At 35.0% G+C, this 19,556-nt stretch carries 14 protein-coding genes; 1 reads left to right on the top strand and 13 read right to left on the bottom strand.

The annotated features are described in order from the left end of the window. Window positions 1-74: 74 nt before the first annotated feature. The 8 genes from HMPREF0631_RS07625 to HMPREF0631_RS07590 all read right to left on the bottom strand — a co-directional run bounded on the left by HMPREF0631_RS07625 (window position 75) and on the right by HMPREF0631_RS07590 (window position 9,797). Window positions 75-251: a rubredoxin gene (locus tag HMPREF0631_RS07625; RefSeq protein WP_002844260.1), complete on the bottom strand. Its 177-nt coding sequence runs from the start codon at window positions 249-251 to the stop codon at window positions 75-77. Between the two features lie 22 nt (window positions 252-273). Then, complete coding sequence (locus HMPREF0631_RS07620; protein WP_002844251.1) at window positions 274-1,374, bottom strand: glycerol dehydrogenase; 1,101 nt, start codon at window positions 1,372-1,374, stop codon at window positions 274-276. Between the two features lie 83 nt (window positions 1,375-1,457). Next, the gene (locus HMPREF0631_RS07615; protein ID WP_002844254.1) at window positions 1,458-2,648 is read right to left on the bottom strand and encodes a coenzyme F420-0:L-glutamate ligase; all 1,191 of its coding nucleotides are present in this window, start codon (window positions 2,646-2,648) and stop codon (window positions 1,458-1,460) included. A gap of 116 nt (window positions 2,649-2,764) precedes the next feature. Then, window positions 2,765-4,147: an NAD(P)/FAD-dependent oxidoreductase gene (locus HMPREF0631_RS07610; RefSeq protein WP_002844257.1), complete on the bottom strand. Its 1,383-nt coding sequence runs from the start codon at window positions 4,145-4,147 to the stop codon at window positions 2,765-2,767. Window positions 4,148-4,436: 289 nt separating this feature from the next. Then, entirely contained in the window at window positions 4,437-5,912 is a 1,476-nt protein-coding gene (locus HMPREF0631_RS07605; protein WP_002844253.1) for an aldehyde dehydrogenase family protein, read from the bottom strand. Window positions 5,913-6,214: 302 nt separating this feature from the next. Further along, entirely contained in the window at window positions 6,215-6,850 is a 636-nt protein-coding gene (locus HMPREF0631_RS07600) for an ABC transporter permease (protein ID WP_002844259.1), read from the bottom strand. A gap of 26 nt (window positions 6,851-6,876) precedes the next feature. Continuing rightward, window positions 6,877-8,601 (bottom strand): glycine betaine ABC transporter substrate-binding protein, encoded by a 1,725-nt coding sequence (locus tag HMPREF0631_RS10305; RefSeq protein WP_002844265.1) that lies wholly within the window; start codon window positions 8,599-8,601, stop codon window positions 6,877-6,879. An 8-nt stretch (window positions 8,602-8,609) separates the two neighbouring features. After that, window positions 8,610-9,797, bottom strand: coding sequence for an ABC transporter ATP-binding protein (locus HMPREF0631_RS07590; RefSeq protein ID WP_002844258.1), 1,188 nt, complete (start codon window positions 9,795-9,797; stop codon window positions 8,610-8,612). A 412-nt stretch (window positions 9,798-10,209) separates the two neighbouring features. Between HMPREF0631_RS07590 and HMPREF0631_RS07585 the strand changes: the two genes are divergently transcribed. Continuing rightward, on the top strand, window positions 10,210-10,716 hold the full coding sequence (locus tag HMPREF0631_RS07585) for a ferritin family protein (RefSeq protein ID WP_002844255.1): 507 nt from the start codon (window positions 10,210-10,212) through the stop codon (window positions 10,714-10,716). Window positions 10,717-10,820: 104 nt separating this feature from the next. Here HMPREF0631_RS07585 and HMPREF0631_RS07580 read toward each other — a convergent pair whose 3' ends face one another. The 5 genes from HMPREF0631_RS07580 to HMPREF0631_RS07560 form a co-directional block, all read right to left on the bottom strand. After that, entirely contained in the window at window positions 10,821-11,219 is a 399-nt protein-coding gene (locus HMPREF0631_RS07580; RefSeq protein ID WP_002844261.1) for a NifB/NifX family molybdenum-iron cluster-binding protein, read from the bottom strand. 296 nt (window positions 11,220-11,515) lie between these two features. After that, a complete protein-coding gene (locus tag HMPREF0631_RS07575; RefSeq protein WP_002844264.1) occupies window positions 11,516-13,648 on the bottom strand; it encodes an FMN-binding protein in 2,133 nt (710 codons plus the stop codon). After that, window positions 13,648-14,172 (bottom strand): FMN-binding protein, encoded by a 525-nt coding sequence (locus HMPREF0631_RS07570; RefSeq protein ID WP_002844250.1) that lies wholly within the window; start codon window positions 14,170-14,172, stop codon window positions 13,648-13,650. Before HMPREF0631_RS07570 ends, HMPREF0631_RS07575 begins: the two co-directional genes overlap by 1 nt. A gap of 77 nt (window positions 14,173-14,249) precedes the next feature. Continuing rightward, window positions 14,250-14,981, bottom strand: coding sequence for a ferric reductase-like transmembrane domain-containing protein (locus HMPREF0631_RS07565; protein WP_242821668.1), 732 nt, complete (start codon window positions 14,979-14,981; stop codon window positions 14,250-14,252). Window positions 14,982-15,228: 247 nt separating this feature from the next. Continuing rightward, window positions 15,229-19,302, bottom strand: a complete 4,074-nt coding sequence (locus tag HMPREF0631_RS07560; RefSeq protein ID WP_002844263.1) for a cell wall-binding repeat-containing protein — start codon at window positions 19,300-19,302, stop codon at window positions 15,229-15,231. Window positions 19,303-19,556: the final 254 nt, after the last annotated feature.

Below are 19,556 nucleotides of genomic sequence, written 5' to 3'. Positions count from 1 at the left end.
AAAACGTAAAAACGTAAAACGTAACGACTACTACTACTNTTNTTGTTTTATATAGTCTTTAATAAAAATCTATTCTATTCAACTTTTTCAAACATCCACCTACTGGCAGCACACTTAGGACATACCCAGTCATCTGGAAGATCTTCAAACTTGATTCCTGGTTCAATCCCATATTCAGGCACACCCTTTTCTGGATCGTAAACGTAACCACATGGTCTACACCTGTATTTTGTTGACTCTACATTTGACATTTTATTACCTCCTAATTCTCGATTATTTGCCTAAATACTTCCTTCCCATATTATCAGCAGCGATAATTGCACTGTATACCTTCTTTTCGTTAACTTCGAATGGCATATTGTGTATAGTGTCATCAGGAGAACATGCAAGTCTAGCAACTTCCATCAACCTATCCTCAGATAAGTCTGTAACACCCAATTCTTCTAGAGTTACAGGTAGTCCCATCTCTATACAGAAATTATATATTTCTTCTATTTCTTCCAAAGGAGCATCTTCTAATATAAGCTGTACACAAGTTCCAAAGGCAACCTTCTCACCGTGATACATATTGTGGGCCTCTTCAAGAGCAGTAAGACCGTTATGGATAGCATGAGCTCCAGCAAGTCCACCTGACTCAAATCCTAGACCACTTAGTAATGTATTGGCCTCTATTAACTTTTCGACAGATTCAGTCACAACTCCTGCCTCAAGAGCGACTTTTGCCTTAAAACCTTCAGATAGTAGTGTATTTAAGCACAATTCAGCAAGAGCCATAGCAGCCTGTGTTATAGTACCACCTGCACATGATACAGCCCCACTAGCCTTACATGCTCTAGCTTCAAAGTATGTTGCAAGAGCGTCTCCAATACCAGAAACAGTAAGTCTTACAGGTGACTTTGATATTACATCTGTATCCATCATTACTATGTCTGGATTCTTAGGTAAAAATAGGTACTTATCAAATACTCCATCTTCAGTATATAAAACAGAAAGAGCACTACATGGAGCATCTGAAGATGCAACTGTTGGACATACACCAACTGGTTTTTTAGTATAGTAACCAACTGCCTTGGCTGTATCGGCTATCTTTCCACCACCTACACCAAATATCATGTCACACTCTCCATTATTGATATACTTTTCTATTATCCTATCAACTTCCTGAGATGAACATTCACCATTGAAGTAGCAAAACTCTACATCTGCAGACGATTTCTCAAAGCCTGACTCTATACCCTTTCCAACTCTTTTGTAGCCTGATTCACTGATTATAACCAAGGCTTTTTTACCTAGATTTTCAGCATAGGTACCTAGATTGCTTAATTCTCCAGGACCCTGTATATACTTGCTCGGACTTATCAATATTTTTGCCATTTACTTACCCTCCTAAATACTTGTTGCTTTAATACTAAATTCTTTATTTGCTAGTACACATACTTAAGTGCACTCAACTTTTATTAGTTATTTGTATAGTTATCAAAATATCCCTGAACAAGAACTATTGGAGTACCCTTGTCTCCTGATCCACTTGTTAGGTCACAAAGTGATCCAATAAGGTCAGTTAGTCTTCTTGGTGTAGTACCCTCTGACTCCATCTTACCAACTAATGATTCATCCTTTGCCTTTATCCTATCAGATATAGCATCCTTTAAGGCCTGGCCTGACAAATCGTTGAAGTCATTGTCTGCTAGATACTTTAACTTCAATTCGTTTGGTGTGCCCTCAAGTCCATCTGTGTAGGCTGGTGATACAACTGGGTCAGCAAGCTCCCAAATCTGTCCAACTGGATCCTTGAAGGCTCCATCTCCGTATACCATGACTTCTATATGCTTGCCTGTCTTTTCTAATAGCTTCTTCTGTATATCGTATACTAGGTCCATACAGTCATTTGGGAACAACTTTACACTGTCCTCTGTAGACTTGTTTGATCCAAGTAGACCATACTTAGTGTTAAATCCACTTCCATCTACTGATTCATTTAAGATTTCATCCATTCCATATACCTTAGCACCCTTGTCCTTAAGGATTCTGCTTGTTCTTCTCCTAGTATGGATATCACAGTTTATTACATTAGTTGTGTAGTTCAATATTTCAACTGCATGGTTGGCAAATACTATCTCTACCTCAGCTCCAGCTGATCTTACAACTTCTGAGTAATAATCCACATAGTCTACACCAGTAAATGGGTGAATATTTTCTCCAAAAAGATTCCTATATTCTTCAAGTGAAAGAACTGTTGAATATGGATCTACTCCCTTTTCTTCCAGCTGATCTTCAGTCAATAACTGGTTACCAACCTCGTCTCTAGGATATGAAAGCATCAATACTACCTTCTTTGCACCAAGAGCTATACCCTTTAGGCATATTGCAAATCTATTACGAGATAAAATTGGGAATATTACTCCAACTGTTTCTCCACCTAATTTGTTTTTAACATCCTGACCAATAGCTGATATAGAAGCATAGTTTCCCTGGCTTCTTGCAACTATTGATTCTGTTATACCTATTACATCCCTATCACCTAGTTCAAATCCATCAGTTTTTGCTGCCTCTATAACTGAATTTACTACCATTTCAGATAAGTCATCTCCCTGACGAATAATCGGGCAACGAACACCACGAGCTACTGTACCAATATTTCTTGTCATATTATTCTCTCTTTCAATATATTTAAAATTTAAATTAATGTCTAACCTCTAATATAATGATACTATATTTTCGCTAATTTAAAAAGTACTATTAGGATATTTCTAGCCATGAGTATCTACTTAGAATACCTGTTAGCCAATATCCTAGCTACATATACACCAGATGCGGATGCCTGAGATAGGGAATGAGTCACTCCTGAACCATCACCTATAGCATATAGGCCTGGAACTGATGTCTCTAGGTTTTTGTCTACCTCAACCTTTGAATTGTAGAACTTGACCTCTACACCATATAGTAATGTATCTTCATTAGCTGTACCTGGAGCTATCTTGTCCAAGGCGTATATCATTTCTATTATTGAGTCCAACTGTCTCTTTGGTATTACAAGACTTAAATCACCAGCAGTTGCATTTAATGTCTGCCTTGTAAAACATTTTTCCATCCTTCTCTCACTAGACCTTCTACCTTTTACAAGGTCTCCAAATCTCTGAAGAAGAACTCCACCGCCTAGCATATTAGACAACCTTGCTATAGACTCACCATATTCGTTTGAATCTCTAAATGGCTCCGTAAACTGGTTTGAAACCAATAGGGCAAAGTTTGTATTTTCTGTGTGAAGTGCTGGGTCTGAATATGAATGACCATTTACAGTTACTATTCCATTTGTGTTTTCAGATACGACTTCTCCGTATGGGTTCATACAGAATGTTCTAACAAGGTCATTGTACTGTTTTGTCTTGTATACTATCTTACCCTCATATACATCATCTGTTATATGCTTGAACACCTCTGCAGGCAACTCAACTCTTACACCTATATCCACCCTGTTTTTTGTTTGGTTGATATGGAATTTATCACATATAGTAGACATCCACTTAGATCCAGAACGTCCAGTTGCCAACACTAGGTCCTTACACTCGTACTCACCCTTGTTTGTTATAACTTTGAATCTACCATCTTCTAACCTGTCTACTTCCTCAATTGTAGTTAGGTAATCCATATCTATTTTTTCTTCTATATAATCAAATATCTTTCCTAGTATCCTTACATTCCTGTCTGTTCCAAGATGTCTTACCTTGGCTTCCAGTAAGTGAAGATCATTCTGTAGACACTTCGTCTTTAAATCTGAGCTTGCAGTTGAGTATAGCTTTGCATCAGCTCCACCCATTGAGCAAAGAACTTCATCAACATACTCCATAAGGTCCATGGCCTCTTTTTCACCAACATACTTGTGTAAATCTCCACCAAATTGAGTAGTTATATTATATTTACCGTCAGAAAGTGTTCCTGCACCACCGTAACCGTTCATGATATGACATGGTGAACATTTCACACACGTTTGAGTCTTGCCAGCCTTAATAGGACAGACTCTTCTTTCAAGCTTGGCCCCCTTATCGATCATCAAAATCTTGGCGTCAACATTAGCCTTTGATAGTTCATAGGCCATAAAGACTCCACCAGCACCAGCTCCTGCAATAATAATATCGTACTTTTTCATAAATACCCCTTTTCCCCATCAGTTTGATGGATAGAACTCACTATATTTTTGTTCGTGTTTTCAGCCAATCATTAGCAATTAATCATGACCAAATAACATTATATCACTTTTTTTGTAAGTTACAAGGGTATTTTTTTATTATTTTAAAATATAAGGAGGAAAATACAATATATTTTCCTCCAAGTATAAAATATTATTCGTGTATATCCATGGCTTTTTTGTACTCATTTTCCAAGTAGCCTAAATATCAATTCGAACGCCTCTATATATTTTATTTAACTAGAAATTCTTAATAGAATCCACTTCCCTTACCTGTAAGATCTATCATTATATTTTTTGCCTGAGTGTAACTGTCTAGTATCATCTTGTGAGTCTCTCTGCCTATACCAGACTGCTTGATTCCACCAAATGGAGCTCCTGCTGGTATCTGGTTGTATGTATTGACCCAAATTCTACCAGTCTTGACCCTTCTAGCAACATCAAGGGCTGTATCTATATTCTTAGTGTAGACACCACCGCCTAGACCATATACTGACTGGTTTGCCATCCTAACAACATCATCAGCATCCTTAAACTTTATAACTACGCCAACTGGTCCAAATATTTCCTCCTGGGCTATAGCCATATCGTTTGTAACATCTACAAGCAATGTCGGTTCAACAAAGGCTCCTCCTGAATACTGGGTCTTGCAAGCTCTCTGTCCACCAACTGCAACCCTAGCTCCTTCTTTCTTACCATTTTCTACGTAGCCAAGGATTTTTTCTGCCTGTCTAACATTGACCTGGGCGCCCATCTGAGTTGATTCGTCAAGTGGGTCTCCAACCTTGACATTTTTAAATCTCTCTATAGCCTTCTCAACGAATTCGTCATATATTCCTTCTTGAACAAATATTCTAGATCCAGCACAGCAAACCTGTCCCTGATTGAATAGGATACCTAACTGCACACCATCAAGGGCCTGCTCTATATCACAATCGTCGAAGAATATGTTGGCAGACTTTCCACCAAGCTCTAATGTAGCAGGTATTATTCTCTTGGCTGCCTCTATACCTATATTTCTACCTACTTCTGTAGAGCCTGTAAATGCAAGCTTGTCTATTCCCTCATGCTGGACCAGGTAGTCACCTGACCTAGATCCCTTACCTGTGACTATATTTATTACGCCAGCTGGTATCAAATCTTCTATTATCTTCATAAGCTCAAGTATTGAAAGAGATGTAGAACTAGACGGCTTAAGTATTGTTGTATCTCCTGCTGCTATTACTGGAGCTAGTTTCCAAGCCGCCATCAAGAATGGGAAATTCCATGGTACTATCTGACCAACAACCCCTATAGGCTCTCTAAGTACTATACTCAACTTATTGCCATCAAGCATGTTGGCTGAACCCTCTTCTGACCTGATTACGCCAGCAAAATACTTGAAGTGATCTGCTGCAAGTGGTATATCAACATTCTTTGTCTCACGAATAGGTTTTCCGTTATCCATCGTTTCAACTGTAGCCAAAAATTCTGCATTCTCTTCTATCCTAGCTGCTATCCTGTCCAATATGTCAGCCCTTTGAGCTGTAGTAGTCTGTGACCATGTCTCAAACGCTTTCCTAGCTGCCTTAACAGCCCTATCTACATCTTCATTTGTTGCATCTGCTATCTCTGCCAAAAATTCTCCATTTGCAGGATTTGTTGTCCTAAGTGTAGTATTGTCTGATGAATCAAGCCACTGACCATCTATAAATAATTTATATCTCTTTTCTGTTAATATTGACATATCTCTTGTCCTCCTTAAATAATAATTTTTCGTCCACCTGTATTCGAAAATGCATTTGATAATAATTATCATTTTATAATTATTATCTTTCACTCACTAGTATTTTACCCATGACTTAATATCTTATTCAATTTTTCTTTATTTTCCAAATATGATATATTATTATTGATCTTATCCATGATTTATGATTATAGAAATAAACACAAAAAACAACCTCCCTTTCATTAGATTCATGATCTAACTTGGGAGGTCGATTTAATATATCACCTAAGTTTGGTGGTCGATACTAGTATATTATTAAATTAAGAAGAATAATTTGTAAACTTCTTTTCCAGTCCTGCAAGAGCTATATCAAATATAACTGCCATAAGAGCTGTAGGTATTGTACCTGCCCATATAATAGCACTACCATCGCTGACTGATATACCTCTCGATATTATATCTCCAAGCCCACCAGCACCTATAAAGGTACCTATAGTCGCTATACCAACTGCTAGGACTAGGGCATTTCTAATGCCACCCATTATAACTGACAAGGCCAGTGGCATCTTGACCTTCATCATTACCTGAAAGTTAGTCATACCCATTCCCTTAGCAACATCGAGTAGATTTTCGTTTATATTGCTAAGTCCTGTACAAGTATTCTTTAATATCGGTAGCAAGGAATAAAGAAATACCGTTGCTACAACTGTGTTAGTACCAAGTCCCATGGCTACCATCAATATAGACAGTAGGGCAAGAGATGGTATCGTTTGTATCACATTGGCTATACCTATAGTCAAGGCAGATAACCTCCTACTCCTTGTTATATACATGCCCAGAGGTATTGCAACCAAGCAGGCATATAATACTCCATATATAGATATCAAAAAGTGCCTGATAAACTGTTCAAACACTATTGATCCATTGACCTGGTAATACTGTATTAGTTCTTTCATAAAATCACATCCTATTCGTTTTCAACTTACTTTTTAGAACTATCTTCAAACATATCCTTGTAAATTGGTCTCTTCTTTAGTGGATTCACCTTTTTGTACTCAAAGTAATTATTGTCCTGCAAGAATTTCTTGGCTACTAATTTAGCCTCAATCTTTTCTCCATCACATTGAGCATTTAGTTTCTGCATAGTTTCACTAGTGATACTGCCCTCTAACTTTAAGAGAACGTCTACTACTTCAGGATGCTCATCTACTGTCTTTTTGCTGATTATTGGACTGGCATCATATGGTGGGAATATCCTCATATCATCTTCTAGTACTTTTAGACCGTATGAATTTATCCTACCATCTGTAGAGTAACCAAGTACCACATCCATCTTCCCGCTATTTACAGCACTGTATACCAAGCCTACATCCATTGGTAATACTGAATCAAAATCAAACTTATACTTGTCCTTAAATGCCTGATAGCCGTCTCCCTTTCTCTGGATCCAACTCGTATCTACACCTGCCTTTAAATCTTTGGCAATTGGTTTTAGATCGCTGACCTTATTTAGATTATGCTTTTCAGCAAATTCTTTTTTAACCATAAAGGCATATGTATTTTCAAACCCATATGTAGGCATCCAGATAAGATTGAACTTGTCATTATACCCCTTTATTACCTTCTCTAGTGCCTCTTCGGGATCTGTTGTAGGTTTCATACCAAGCTCACCAGTAAGAGTTGTTCCTGTATACATGGCTGATCCTATATTAGCATATCCACCGTTTAAAGTCTGGAATACCAACATAGCTGATGAAAGATTGTTTATTACACTTACCTTCTGTTTTGGATTGTAATGCTCAATCATCTGCTTTTGAATTTCTGTAATAATCTGTCTTTCGGCTGTACTTCCACCAGCAATCACTATATCACCCTTACTCGCCTCTCCACCAAGACCTGGCAATGAGCAAGCTGTAAGAGTAAGTGATGAAAATATTGCCAAGAATGCTATAATAGCCTTTTTTGTATTAGACCTACTTACAATTTTATTTTCACTCTTATTTTTTTGTCCATTTTTATTTTTAATACCATTTCCATTTTCTATTTTATCTTTATCGTCGCTATCATTATCTTTTTTGCTCTTTGACTCAGTCCTAGGCTTCACTGCCTTTTCAAGTCTACTAAGGACAAGGTCCATGATAAGTGCCATAATAGTAACAGGCACTGCCCCCAATATTATCATAGGAACATTAAATAGGGTAAGACCTGTAAATATAAAGTCTCCTAGTCCACCTGCTCCTACATATGAGGCTAGAGTCGTCCATGCTATTACATATACAGCCGATAACCTAACACCAGACATTATCACTGGGGCTGCAAGCTTAATCTGTATGTCTTTAATAATCTGGAAGAAAGTCATACCCATTCCCTTAGCTGCATCTAGGACATTATCATCTACACTCATCATACCTAAAACTGTATTCCTAAGTATAGGTAGTAATGAATAGATAAAAATAGCTATTATAGCTGGTACCTTTCCTACACCAAATAGGGGCACCATTATAGCTAGTAGGGCAAGTGATGGTATTGTCTGTAGAACTGAAGCTATTGACATTACAATCTTTGCAACCATCTTATTCTTAGTTATAACTACACCTAGGGGAACTGCAACCAATACTCCAAGCACTAGGGCTACCATAGATATAGTAAGATGTTCACCTATTTTTATAAGCAGGTTAGTTCCATTTTCGCTTAAAAACTGTAACATACTACCACCTACCTAACTTCATCATTATCTTCTGCTACATACCCATCTGTAACAACAACACCTGAATCCTCCGGCTCATAGTCGCTCCAGAAGTTGTGGTATAAACAATCCACCATAGCAGCTCTTGTTATCAGACCAACTAGTCTTCCCTCATCATCTATTACAGGAAGGTTCCTATGCTGTAGGTCATTTATATAGTAAAGGGCTGCCTTGATCTTTGTATCTACCGGTATGGCATCTGCTCTTTTAATCCTGTCACTTATAGATACACCCAACTTGTAATCCACATTTCTTAGGGCAAAGGCATCTAGGGCTCCTAGTAAAACCTCATTATCATCAACAACGAATAGGGTATCTACCCTGTTGTTGTGCATCATATTTATAGCTGTTCTAAGATTTGAATTAATATTAATCTTTATTGGATTCTTCAGCATTATACTTTCAACAGTATTCATATCAAACTGCGCTTCAGACAATCTCTCTTCACCGATCATATTCTTTACGAAATCATTAGCAGGATTAAGAAGTATATTTTCAACAGTGTCAAACTGAACTAACTCTCCTTTATCCATTATGGCTATCTTGTCTGCTAGCTTTATAGCCTCATCCATGTCATGTGTTACAAATACAAATGTCTTACCCATCTTCTTCTGTAGATTTTTTACTACGGACTGAAGTGACTCCCTAGTCAATGGGTCCAAGGCACCAAAAGGCTCATCCATTAGTACTATATCCTGATCTGCTGCAAGAGCCCTAATTACACCTATTCTCTGTTGCTGACCACCAGACAGTTCTGAAGGGTACCTATCTAAGAAACTCTCTGGTAATTCAACCATCTTAATCAGTTTCTCTGCTACCTCTCTTCTCTTTTCATTTGACCATTTCAAAAGCTTTGGAACCATAGTTATATTTTCATAGATTGTCATATGCGGCATCAGACCTATCTGCTGAATTACATATCCAATCTTTCTCCTAAGTTCTACCTCATTGAAATCTTTTACATTCTTACCATCTATAGTCAGTTCGCCACTCGTTGGATCTAACATACGATTTATCATTCTCATAAGCGTAGTCTTACCACTACCTGATGTTCCTATAAAACAAACAAATTCTCCCTTGTCAAATTTTATATTAACATCTCTAACTGCCATCTTCCCGTTTGGATACTTTTTTGAAATATTCTTATATTCTATCATCTTTGGCCTCCTAAAAAATTATTTTATATTCCACAATGATATTTAAATCTTGATTTAAAATTCTTAAACTAAAAACTACATTGGTAAATCTCACTTTAAACGCTATGTTGGTAAACACCACTAAAACAAATTAAAACTTTTAAATTGAAATAAATAATATTAATATAATACCCATATATAGTTGATTTTAAACTGTAAAATTATAAAATAAGGTTTTTTCTTACATTTTCAGTGTTTTTATAAGCATATCAATATAAAAGGTACAATGTTTGAATATACTTCATCACTTTACCTTATAATACAAATATAGTATTATCATGATAATTCTATCTGTCTAAAATACTTGTTAAAAACGTATTCATAGGGTATAAGACTAATATAGTAATAATTTATATATAGGAGGTAATTAACTATGCAGGCTACAAAATACGAAGAAATACTAAAGTACGCAATGAACATGGAAAAAACTGCTGAAGAATTTTATAAGACATATATGTCTAAGGTGAAGGCAGAATCAAACAAGGAAATATTTACTCAATTAGCAGAGATGGAAGATGATCACTATGAAATCCTAGAAAAAGAACTAAAGAAAATACAGGATGGCAAAGAATTTGACGACTTTGAAAGTTTAGACCTTAAGGGTGGAGAAGACATATTTAAGATTAACGAAAGAGATATCAAGGACATGAACTTTGATTCTACAGTTGAAGACTTGCCTATCCTAAGAATGGCATATGCTATGGAGAATGATTTTGCTACATTTTATGAAAAGGCAGCGGAAAACGTTGAAGACCCAAATGCAAAAAAATTATTGGAAGTATTGGCTAAATGGGAAATCCAGCATAGAGACTCCTTTGATCAGGAAATCAAGCTAGCTACAGAAAACTCATGGTTTACTAACAGCTTTGCCCCATTCTAAAAATATCAAATAAATATTTTGTGTATTCAATACCTACAAATGCCCCATTGCTTAAAAAAGAGCAAGGAGGGCATTTTTTATTGATTAATTTTTATATACTTTATTTAGTGGCAACTATGACCTTCGTGTCCATGGTCTCCACACTTATGTCCTTCACCATGTCCATGTTCATGATGACTACACTTAACATCTGAATTATAAACTAGTCTATCTGCCAAAAGTGCCTTTACAGCTTCATCAGCATTTCCAGAAGCACCTCCATATAACTTGATACCTGCTTCTGTAAGAGCAGACTGGGCACCACCGCCGATACCACCACAAATTAGAATATCAACCTTTGCATCAGCTAGAAAGCCTGCCAAAGCGCCATGTCCCTGACCATTAGTAGCAAGGACTTCTTCAGCTACTATCTTCTTGTCTTCTACATCATATACCTTAAAATTCTCTGTATGTCCGAAATGTTGGAAAATTGTTCCACTATCATATGTTACTGCTATTCTCATGACTACACACTCCTTTTGATTTGTCTTCTTAATTAGAATGATACGCCTTATTTTACTGTCTGTCAATATTCACGTCATTATTAGACAGTGTTAACTTATTATTGCAATTTACGGTGTCACATTTAATTTTACAACCTATCACATGCAAAAAATTAAGTAATATTATAAATTAAAGGGAGGTTGGATTTTCACCAGCCTTCCCAATAATCAAATATTTATTTTTTAACTGCCTAATTGGCGGATTAGCCATATAAGGCTAATTTACAGAAAAAATTACATACACTCGCAAATCTTTTTTAATTAGTTTTTACTTTTTCTGTACCCATTATACCATTTAAAGTTGACATGATATTTTCATGTATAGCCTTGGTTGTAGAAGGTATACTAGAAGTAATCTCCTTTATCTTCTTCTGTAACTCTTCAATTTTAGACATTAGAGAAGTATTTTGTTCTTTCAAACTTGTATTTTCAGTCTCAAGTGTTTTCTTTTCTTTTTCTGCTTTTTCTTTATCTTCTATGGCTTGCTTTAATTTGTTTATTAAATCCTTACTATCAGTATTATCAGATGGATTCACTGCCTTCTTCAAGGCATCATTAACTGCATCCTTGATTCCATTAGATGTGTATGTAGCTCCAGATACAGCATCAACGCTTGTAGTATTCTTTTCTATTATATTTGGGATTGTTCCCTCTTTAGCTTTGTCTATAAAAATAGCATCACCATTTTTAATAGGTTTTATAGAAATTACACTTATATTTTTAATTTTCCCATCAGATATTTGAACATCCACACTTAAACTTCTTTCTGTACCATCTACATCCAATACATAAGTATTTACGCCTGTGTAGTTGCCATCCTTGTAAGCCTTCGGACTCGCATTTTGAGATTCCCTTTCAAGTTTCTCTATCTTATTATTCAAAGTCTTTATTAATTCATTTAGTTTTTTATTTTCTTCTCGCATCTTAGAAAGTTCTTGATTCAGCTCTTCACTATTATCACCTTCAGAGGTCGAGCTCGCCTTTTTTAGGGCAGCTCTAACTGCTGATTTTATGCCATTAGAAGAAAATGTTGCACCTGAAATCGAATCTACTTTTGTACTCTGATTAGAAATTATTGATTGTATCAAGGCCTTAGCTTTTTCGAAATAATCATGGTCATCTCCATTTTCGATTACCTTAATTGATTCGATTTTACCACCCTTTATTTCTACCTCTACCTTTATAGTACTCTTAAATCCAACCCCAGAACCCTCATATTTTCCATCTTTGAGTTTTCCAGTTGTATCATTGGAATTCTGTAATTCTTCTATCTTATTATTCAAAGACTTTAGTAATCCACTTAAATTGCTATTTTCTTCTCGTATCTTAGAAAGTTGCTTATTAAGTTCTTCACTATTATCACCTTCAGAAGCTGAACCCGCCTTTTTAAGGGCTGACCTAACTGCCGATTTTATACCATTAGAAGAGAAGGTTGCTCCAGAAACTGAGTCTACCTTAGTAGTTTGTTTAGAAATTATTGATTGCATCAATGTCTTAGCCTTTTCGAAATAATCATGGTCATCTCCATTTTCGATTACCTTAATTGATTTGATTTTGCCACCCTTTACTTCTACCTCTACTTTTATAGTGCTTTTAAATCCAGTACCTGTACCTTCATATTTTCCATCTTTTAACTTTCCACTTACATCATTAGAATTTTGTAATTCTTCGATTTGCTTCTTTAATTTCTTTATTTCTTCCTTATCAGCTGACTTGTTAGGTTTCTCTGCAGATTGTTCATCACCTGCACCACTTCCTCCACCAGAAGCTGAACCTGTACTTGCCCCAGCATTTTTTAGTGCATTTGCAACAGCTGATTTTATACCATTACTCGTAAATGTAGCACCACTTACCCCATCTACATTGGTTGATTGTGAAGAAATAATATTAGGTATAATTCCTGAACACCTATCATAGTATTCAGGTGTTTCTGAATGGTTTTCAATCTTTATATCGGATATCTTGCCATTAGAAACTGTAACCTTCGCTTTGATTTCACCGCCATAGCCCTTTGCCGAACCATAGTATACACCATCTTTTAACTTACTAGGTATGCTTGTGTTGGCAGAACTGGCAGAACTACTACTTCCACCCCTTGAACTCCTACCACTGCTCGAGCCACTACTTGAATTTTTGTTTTTACTGTTTTTATTATCACTTTTTGAAGTTCTACCAGTATCTGAACTAGAGCTTTTACCACTAGTATTTTTATCTTCAACTTTATCAGTATCCTTTTTTTCGTCATTTTTTGCCATATTATTATCAATTGGCAAAGGCTGTTTTACTATGGAATTTTTTCCTAAACTCATCCCTAGGCTATAGCCGGTAACACCAATAAATACTGACATTATTATACTTATAAGTATAAGCTTATTGATATTTTTACTCATTAATTTCCTCCACTAGCCAATGCGTTATTAACTGCACCTATAATCCCATTGGAACTATAAGTCGCACCACTAACAACTGATACATCTGTACTTTGCTTACTTACTATGTCGGATATCAACGATCTAGCCTTTTCAAAGTATTCTGCATCATCGGAATTTTCCACAATAAGAATATCTTTAATTTGTCCTCCCTCTACCCTGACACTTACCTTAACATCCCCATGATAGCCAGGAGCACTTCCTGTATATTCTCCATCCTTATATTTTGAACTCGATGAATTAGAATTAGAACTTGAATCATTATTTGAACTAGGTTTCTTTCCCGGTTCTACATCGCTTCCACTGCTATCGTCATTTGCAGGTGAATTAGATGTATCACCTTTATTATCCTCACTTTGCACTCTATTTGATGGTGAACTATCGTTTCTTGCCACCTTATTTTTACTTATACTTGTCCCCATTACTATTGCAACGACTAACAAGAAAGATATTGCAGCAGTTATTATCATATTTTTCTTTTCCATTACACACCTCCAAGTATAATTTAATTTCACTCCATCTTTATAACAGTTATATTAAACACATAATCTGCTAATATATCCTACTTTACAGCTAAACTGGCTTTTTTAGCTGTATATTTTTTGTCTATAATTATCTTAAGCTTGAAGATAGTATATGACATGAAAACAAGACAATAGAAAATTAAATTCACATTTCTAACAAGTGATGATGGCTTTGCTATATAAACCATTAAAACCTGTACAAAAACCATGGCATAAAAAATATATGCAAATTCTTGCAAGCTTTTCCATTTCTTGCCTGTCATTTTTTTTCTTATTAATCTAAATGATGTCACAAATAGTGGCAACATTATTCCTATTGCAAATACACCGGCACTAAACATCATTAAGTTTGTCCATAGTGGAATTCCAGTCATTTTGACAATATTTTTGCTATTTAATAAAAATGCAAAAAAGTAATGTATATTATGAGGTAGAGTAAAGATGCATGCAATAATAGACAATTCTCCCCTATTCATCCTCAATCTTTTTGATATTTTATACTTCATATCAAAAACACCCATATACATGACCAAGATGAAGAACGCTCCTCCCATTGCACCAGAATCTATAGCTCTCATAAATTGTTTTAGTCCTACCACATAGTTAATACTATATCCATTCAAGAGATAGATTGTATGAATAATAGACATCAAAGAAATTACTGAAGTTACAATGTATATTTCTTTGCAATACTTTTTAATATAGTCAGCGAAATAATAGGCTAAAACTACTATAATAAAGATGCTTATTTCTATAACCAATCTTATCACTTCCTTCCCCAAATTTTAAGTTGTTTAAAACTTTATATCCCAAAGTTAACATCGGTCAACTCTAGTGTTAACAATGTTCCGATAGTTTCCATAATTAAAACACAGTCCAGTATTATAATTATTATATAAATCATAAATCATTAACTAAGTGCATTACTAAAAACAGCAACATCATAAGATAATTTTTATGATGTTGCTGAATATGTATTGATTTGCTTTAGTGTTTCAACAAATATTTATTGTTGCTTTATTGCTTCTTTAAAGTAAATTCTCCTATAAGTATCTTTTGTGGATAATCACTATTCTTAGCCTCGCCAAAGTTATATAGGTATAATTCAGTTGGCTTATCAGCATCTAAAATATCCTTAGCTGGTTTTGTTAAGTCTACTGTATCGCTCGGTGTATAAGTCTCTTTATCACCCTTTACAACAGCAACAGAGAATAACTTTAAGTCGTCAAGATTGTTAACAGATATATTATCTTTCTCTTCTATATTCCACATACCTTTAGGACCTAATACCTTCGAATACGTCATCCAATATCCTAAATATTTAGGTACACGACCATTATCACGTGCTATATTTATGATTTCATCAGGTCCATAAGACAACTTTGTAGTCTTGTTGTACATTGGCTTATTAAATGTTGGATGGAAACCTACTACTTGATATTTAACTACTTCAAAAGTAATATTGAAATCCTCTTTTAAGTCTGGCTGGCCCTCTAACATAACATTGACTTTTACCACATATGTACCAACTGAATTAGTATTTATCTTAGCTATCTCACTATCATCTATTTCGACTTTCTTAATATGTATGCCACTACTACTGTCTTCATAAGTATTCCTTATTAAGTTAGTAAGTGTTTCAAGGCTTGTATTGCTATTTGTTTTTACAAAATTAACTAGCCTTTCTTTTTCACCATCACCTTTTCCATTAAAGCTATCTGGTAACTTTTGAACTAATTGAACATATTTGGTATTTATAGCTTCTTCAAACTTAACTTTTAGAGGGCTTTCAGCCTTCTTAATATCAAAGTATACAGGAAGTCTGAACATATATGATGAACCATCGGTAAATTCAAACTTAACATCGAACTTTGCTTCTGATTTAGTTTCTGCTTCCTTCATTGCACTAGCTATCTGTTTATAATCAACAATAGGATTTGCCTCATTTAATAGAGCCTTTTCTTTTTCATTCATTAGCCCCTTTTGGAATGCATCCTTTATAGCATTTGCATCAAGTTTTGTCCTAGCTAAAGTTGCCAATTCTTCTACAGTTTTTCCTATATCTTCCTTATTTATACTAATAGTCTTTGTTCTAATATCATAATTCTGGCGTGCAAGTTTATCAACCGCTTCTTTAAAATCACCAGACTTTATTCCAGTAAAGGCAAACCTGAAATTATCAATACCTGCCTGGTCTAGCCTATACTGTTTATTATCTGATGTAAAATCTTCCTTATTGACATCTAGTGAATAATAACCACTAGCATCAAATACTGGCCATACCATCTCACCGCTACTCTTTAAGTTAAATATTTTTTCTTGATGATTATCATCTCTTCTTGTTAATAGCCTAAACTTAACCTTTTTACCCTTTAGTTTGCTTGATAGATCTTCAGGCATTGTTAGTTTTTGGCTGAAGTTTAATGTTTTAGATGTCGGATCAAGTGTTGCATCAAAGCCATTCACATCTTTCCAATCATCCTTATCAGCTTCACTTACTTGAACCTTTTCAACAGTACAAATCACCTTTGTATTATCGAATATCTGTATTGGTTTAACAAGTTTAACAGTATTTGTAGCTTCATGAATTAGTCTTAATGATAGTCCTTTCTTAATGTCGTAACCTAAACTTTCTTTAGTTAGACTTAGCTTACCTTTAATTTCCTTAAGCTCACCATTTGCATGATTAACATAATATAACTTTATGCCATGCTTATCAAATTCTCTAAATGGTATCTTTACAGGACTAGTCTCACCCTTATTTAACATTTCTGCCTTAAAGCCTATCTGGTTAAAGTCTATTTCACTTCCACCAGTGTAACTAGCCTTCAAGCCATTATCTTCAGCTATAGTTAAGTTAGTGAAATTAACATTAGGATCTGCCTTCTTAAGAGCGTTTGATATAGCTTCTGCTGTTCCTGTAGCAGTATAAGTTGCACCACTTATACTATCTACATTATACTTATAACCCAGCTCTTCATTCATATAAATCTTTACTAGATAATTTATCCTTCTTCCAAGTACATGAGGTAGAGTTGTATCAAAATGTTTATCACTTACAGCCTGCTTTGATGAACCAAATTCATGCTTAGAGAATATACTATCTAATATCCCATTAACCATATCTAGTGTAGGTGACTGACCAGTTTTTTTTACTTCACTTTCTACTTTTCTTTCAGGATCTCTTGCTGACTTTAAGAAGTAATTTAGTCTATTAATCTGACCATCCTTAGCTAAAGTTATAACGCCATTATAACCCTTAATAAATTCTTTACCATCGTCAGGAGCATCAGGATACTTATCCTCTGGAACGACCTTTGTAACTTCCTTGCTCACAAACTCAACATTTTTTATTTTACCGTTATTAACAGTAACCTTTAGTGGTATTGGCTTACTATCGATATAACCAAAACCGTCACCATAGTAAACTCCATCTGGGTAGTTTACATTCTCATCTAGTTTGGCGAACTCTTCCTTTGATAAAAGGGCGTGCTTTTTTTCTTTATTTGGTTCTTCCTGCTTAGATGGTTTTTCTACCCTCTTGATTTCTGCCTCATCATTTATTTTCTTAAGAAGTTCATAGCTTCCCTTGTACAAGCTCGCAGTTGTATATGTAGCAGATGTTACTATGTCAACATCATGGTCTTTATTTATTTTATCAATACTTGATTTGTCAGGGCTATTATTTATTTTTTTGTACAGTTTGTCTGCAATTGTATTTAGCTCGCTTAACTTATCAGTCTTATCGGCAGACAAGAAGTAACCATTATTTTTTAGTTTATCAAACAACTTATCCTTATTCTTATTGAAAGGATTTTTAAACATATCCATATCCGTATCATGGTATTCAAATTCTATGCTCTTTATCTTGCCACCTTCAACTATTGCAATCAACTTATTATTTTTACCTGCATCTTCTATTTTCGAATAACCAGGTGCTTCTACTTCATACTTACCGTCTTTCAAAACCTTAACCTCATCGTATTCTACAGGATTGTCAGGTTTTTTATTGCCAGGTTTATTGTTGTCCGGCTTATTATTGCCAGGTTTATTGTTGTCCGGCTTATTATTGTCCGGTTTTTTATTGCCAGGTTTATTGTTGTCTGGCTTCTTTGGATCATTAGACTGAGAATCTTTTATAGTTTTCTCAATGTTTTTAGAAAGACTCGCTGAAATTGAATCTTCCCCACCTAGAATGTATGCACCCTTTGCGTTTTTTTCTAAATACTTAGATACACTACTATCTAGCATGCCATCTCTAGTCAATAAAACCGGTGCTTTTTTATTAAGTACTAAATTGATTGCAGATAAGGCATCTATATAGTTCATACCATTGGCCAATAGTACCTTATCACTATTCCCTTGATAGTACTTTTCCGCTATTTTAGTAGAGGTTTCGTACCTATCTGCACCAGCAATCCTATCACCCTTCAATCCTTCTATATTCATAGAAGATGATCCACCTATTATAATATTCTTAGATGAATTACTATCTACTATAGATTTTGAGCCTTCTGGTAAATTTTTTCCGTTTGTCAATATTATTGATCTGTTTAGCTTAGCAGCTATTGCTCCTGCTGTCAACGCGTCTGCAGTGTTACCATTGACAATAATGTTTTCTAGCTTAGAAGCCTTATTTAATTCTTCTGCTAATTTGATAGAAGTCTGATATCTATCTTTTCCACTTATTCTTTCAACTTTAAAATCATTAGCCAGTTGATTTTCTAGTGACTTAGATATAGTTGCTTCCCCACCTACAAAAATGACTTTTTTTACATTTAGTCTTTTTAGTTCATCCATTACTACATTTGGTAAACTATCCTTTTCTGTTAGTAATAATGGTGCATTTAGTTTTGCAGCTATACCACCACTTGTCAAAGCATCCTGAACTTTCTGACCTGATGCTAATATTGCTACATCAGAATTCTTGAATGATTTTCTGGATATATTAGCGCAAGTCTCATACCTATTCGCTCCACCAATCCTTTCAACTGTTGAATCGGCTGAATCAGCCAGTGCAGCCTTTGGTAATACTGCCATACTGCTTGTTGCCAATGTTGTCGCAAGCAGCACACTTACTACTTTTTTCATAAAGTACCCCCTTGAATTATTTATACACAAAGATAAAACCTCAGTTTTTTCTCTATATACATACTAACCACATATAGTCAAATATGACTATATGCTATCTGCATTCCTACTTTATAGAAATACTTTCTAATGCACTTTGACTATTATTTTCATAATAGTAAAATTATTAAATGATATTGATTATTATATCATGGTTTATATTCTATTGCAATAATGTTTTTAGCAATTGACAGTGTCAAGTCTTAGTTGTCAAT

This window comes from Peptostreptococcus anaerobius 653-L (genome assembly GCF_000178095.1).
GTDB lineage: Bacteria > Bacillota > Clostridia > Peptostreptococcales > Peptostreptococcaceae > Peptostreptococcus > Peptostreptococcus anaerobius.
Note: the sequence above shows the minus strand (reverse complement) of the source record. Positions and strands in the feature narration are given on the sequence as shown.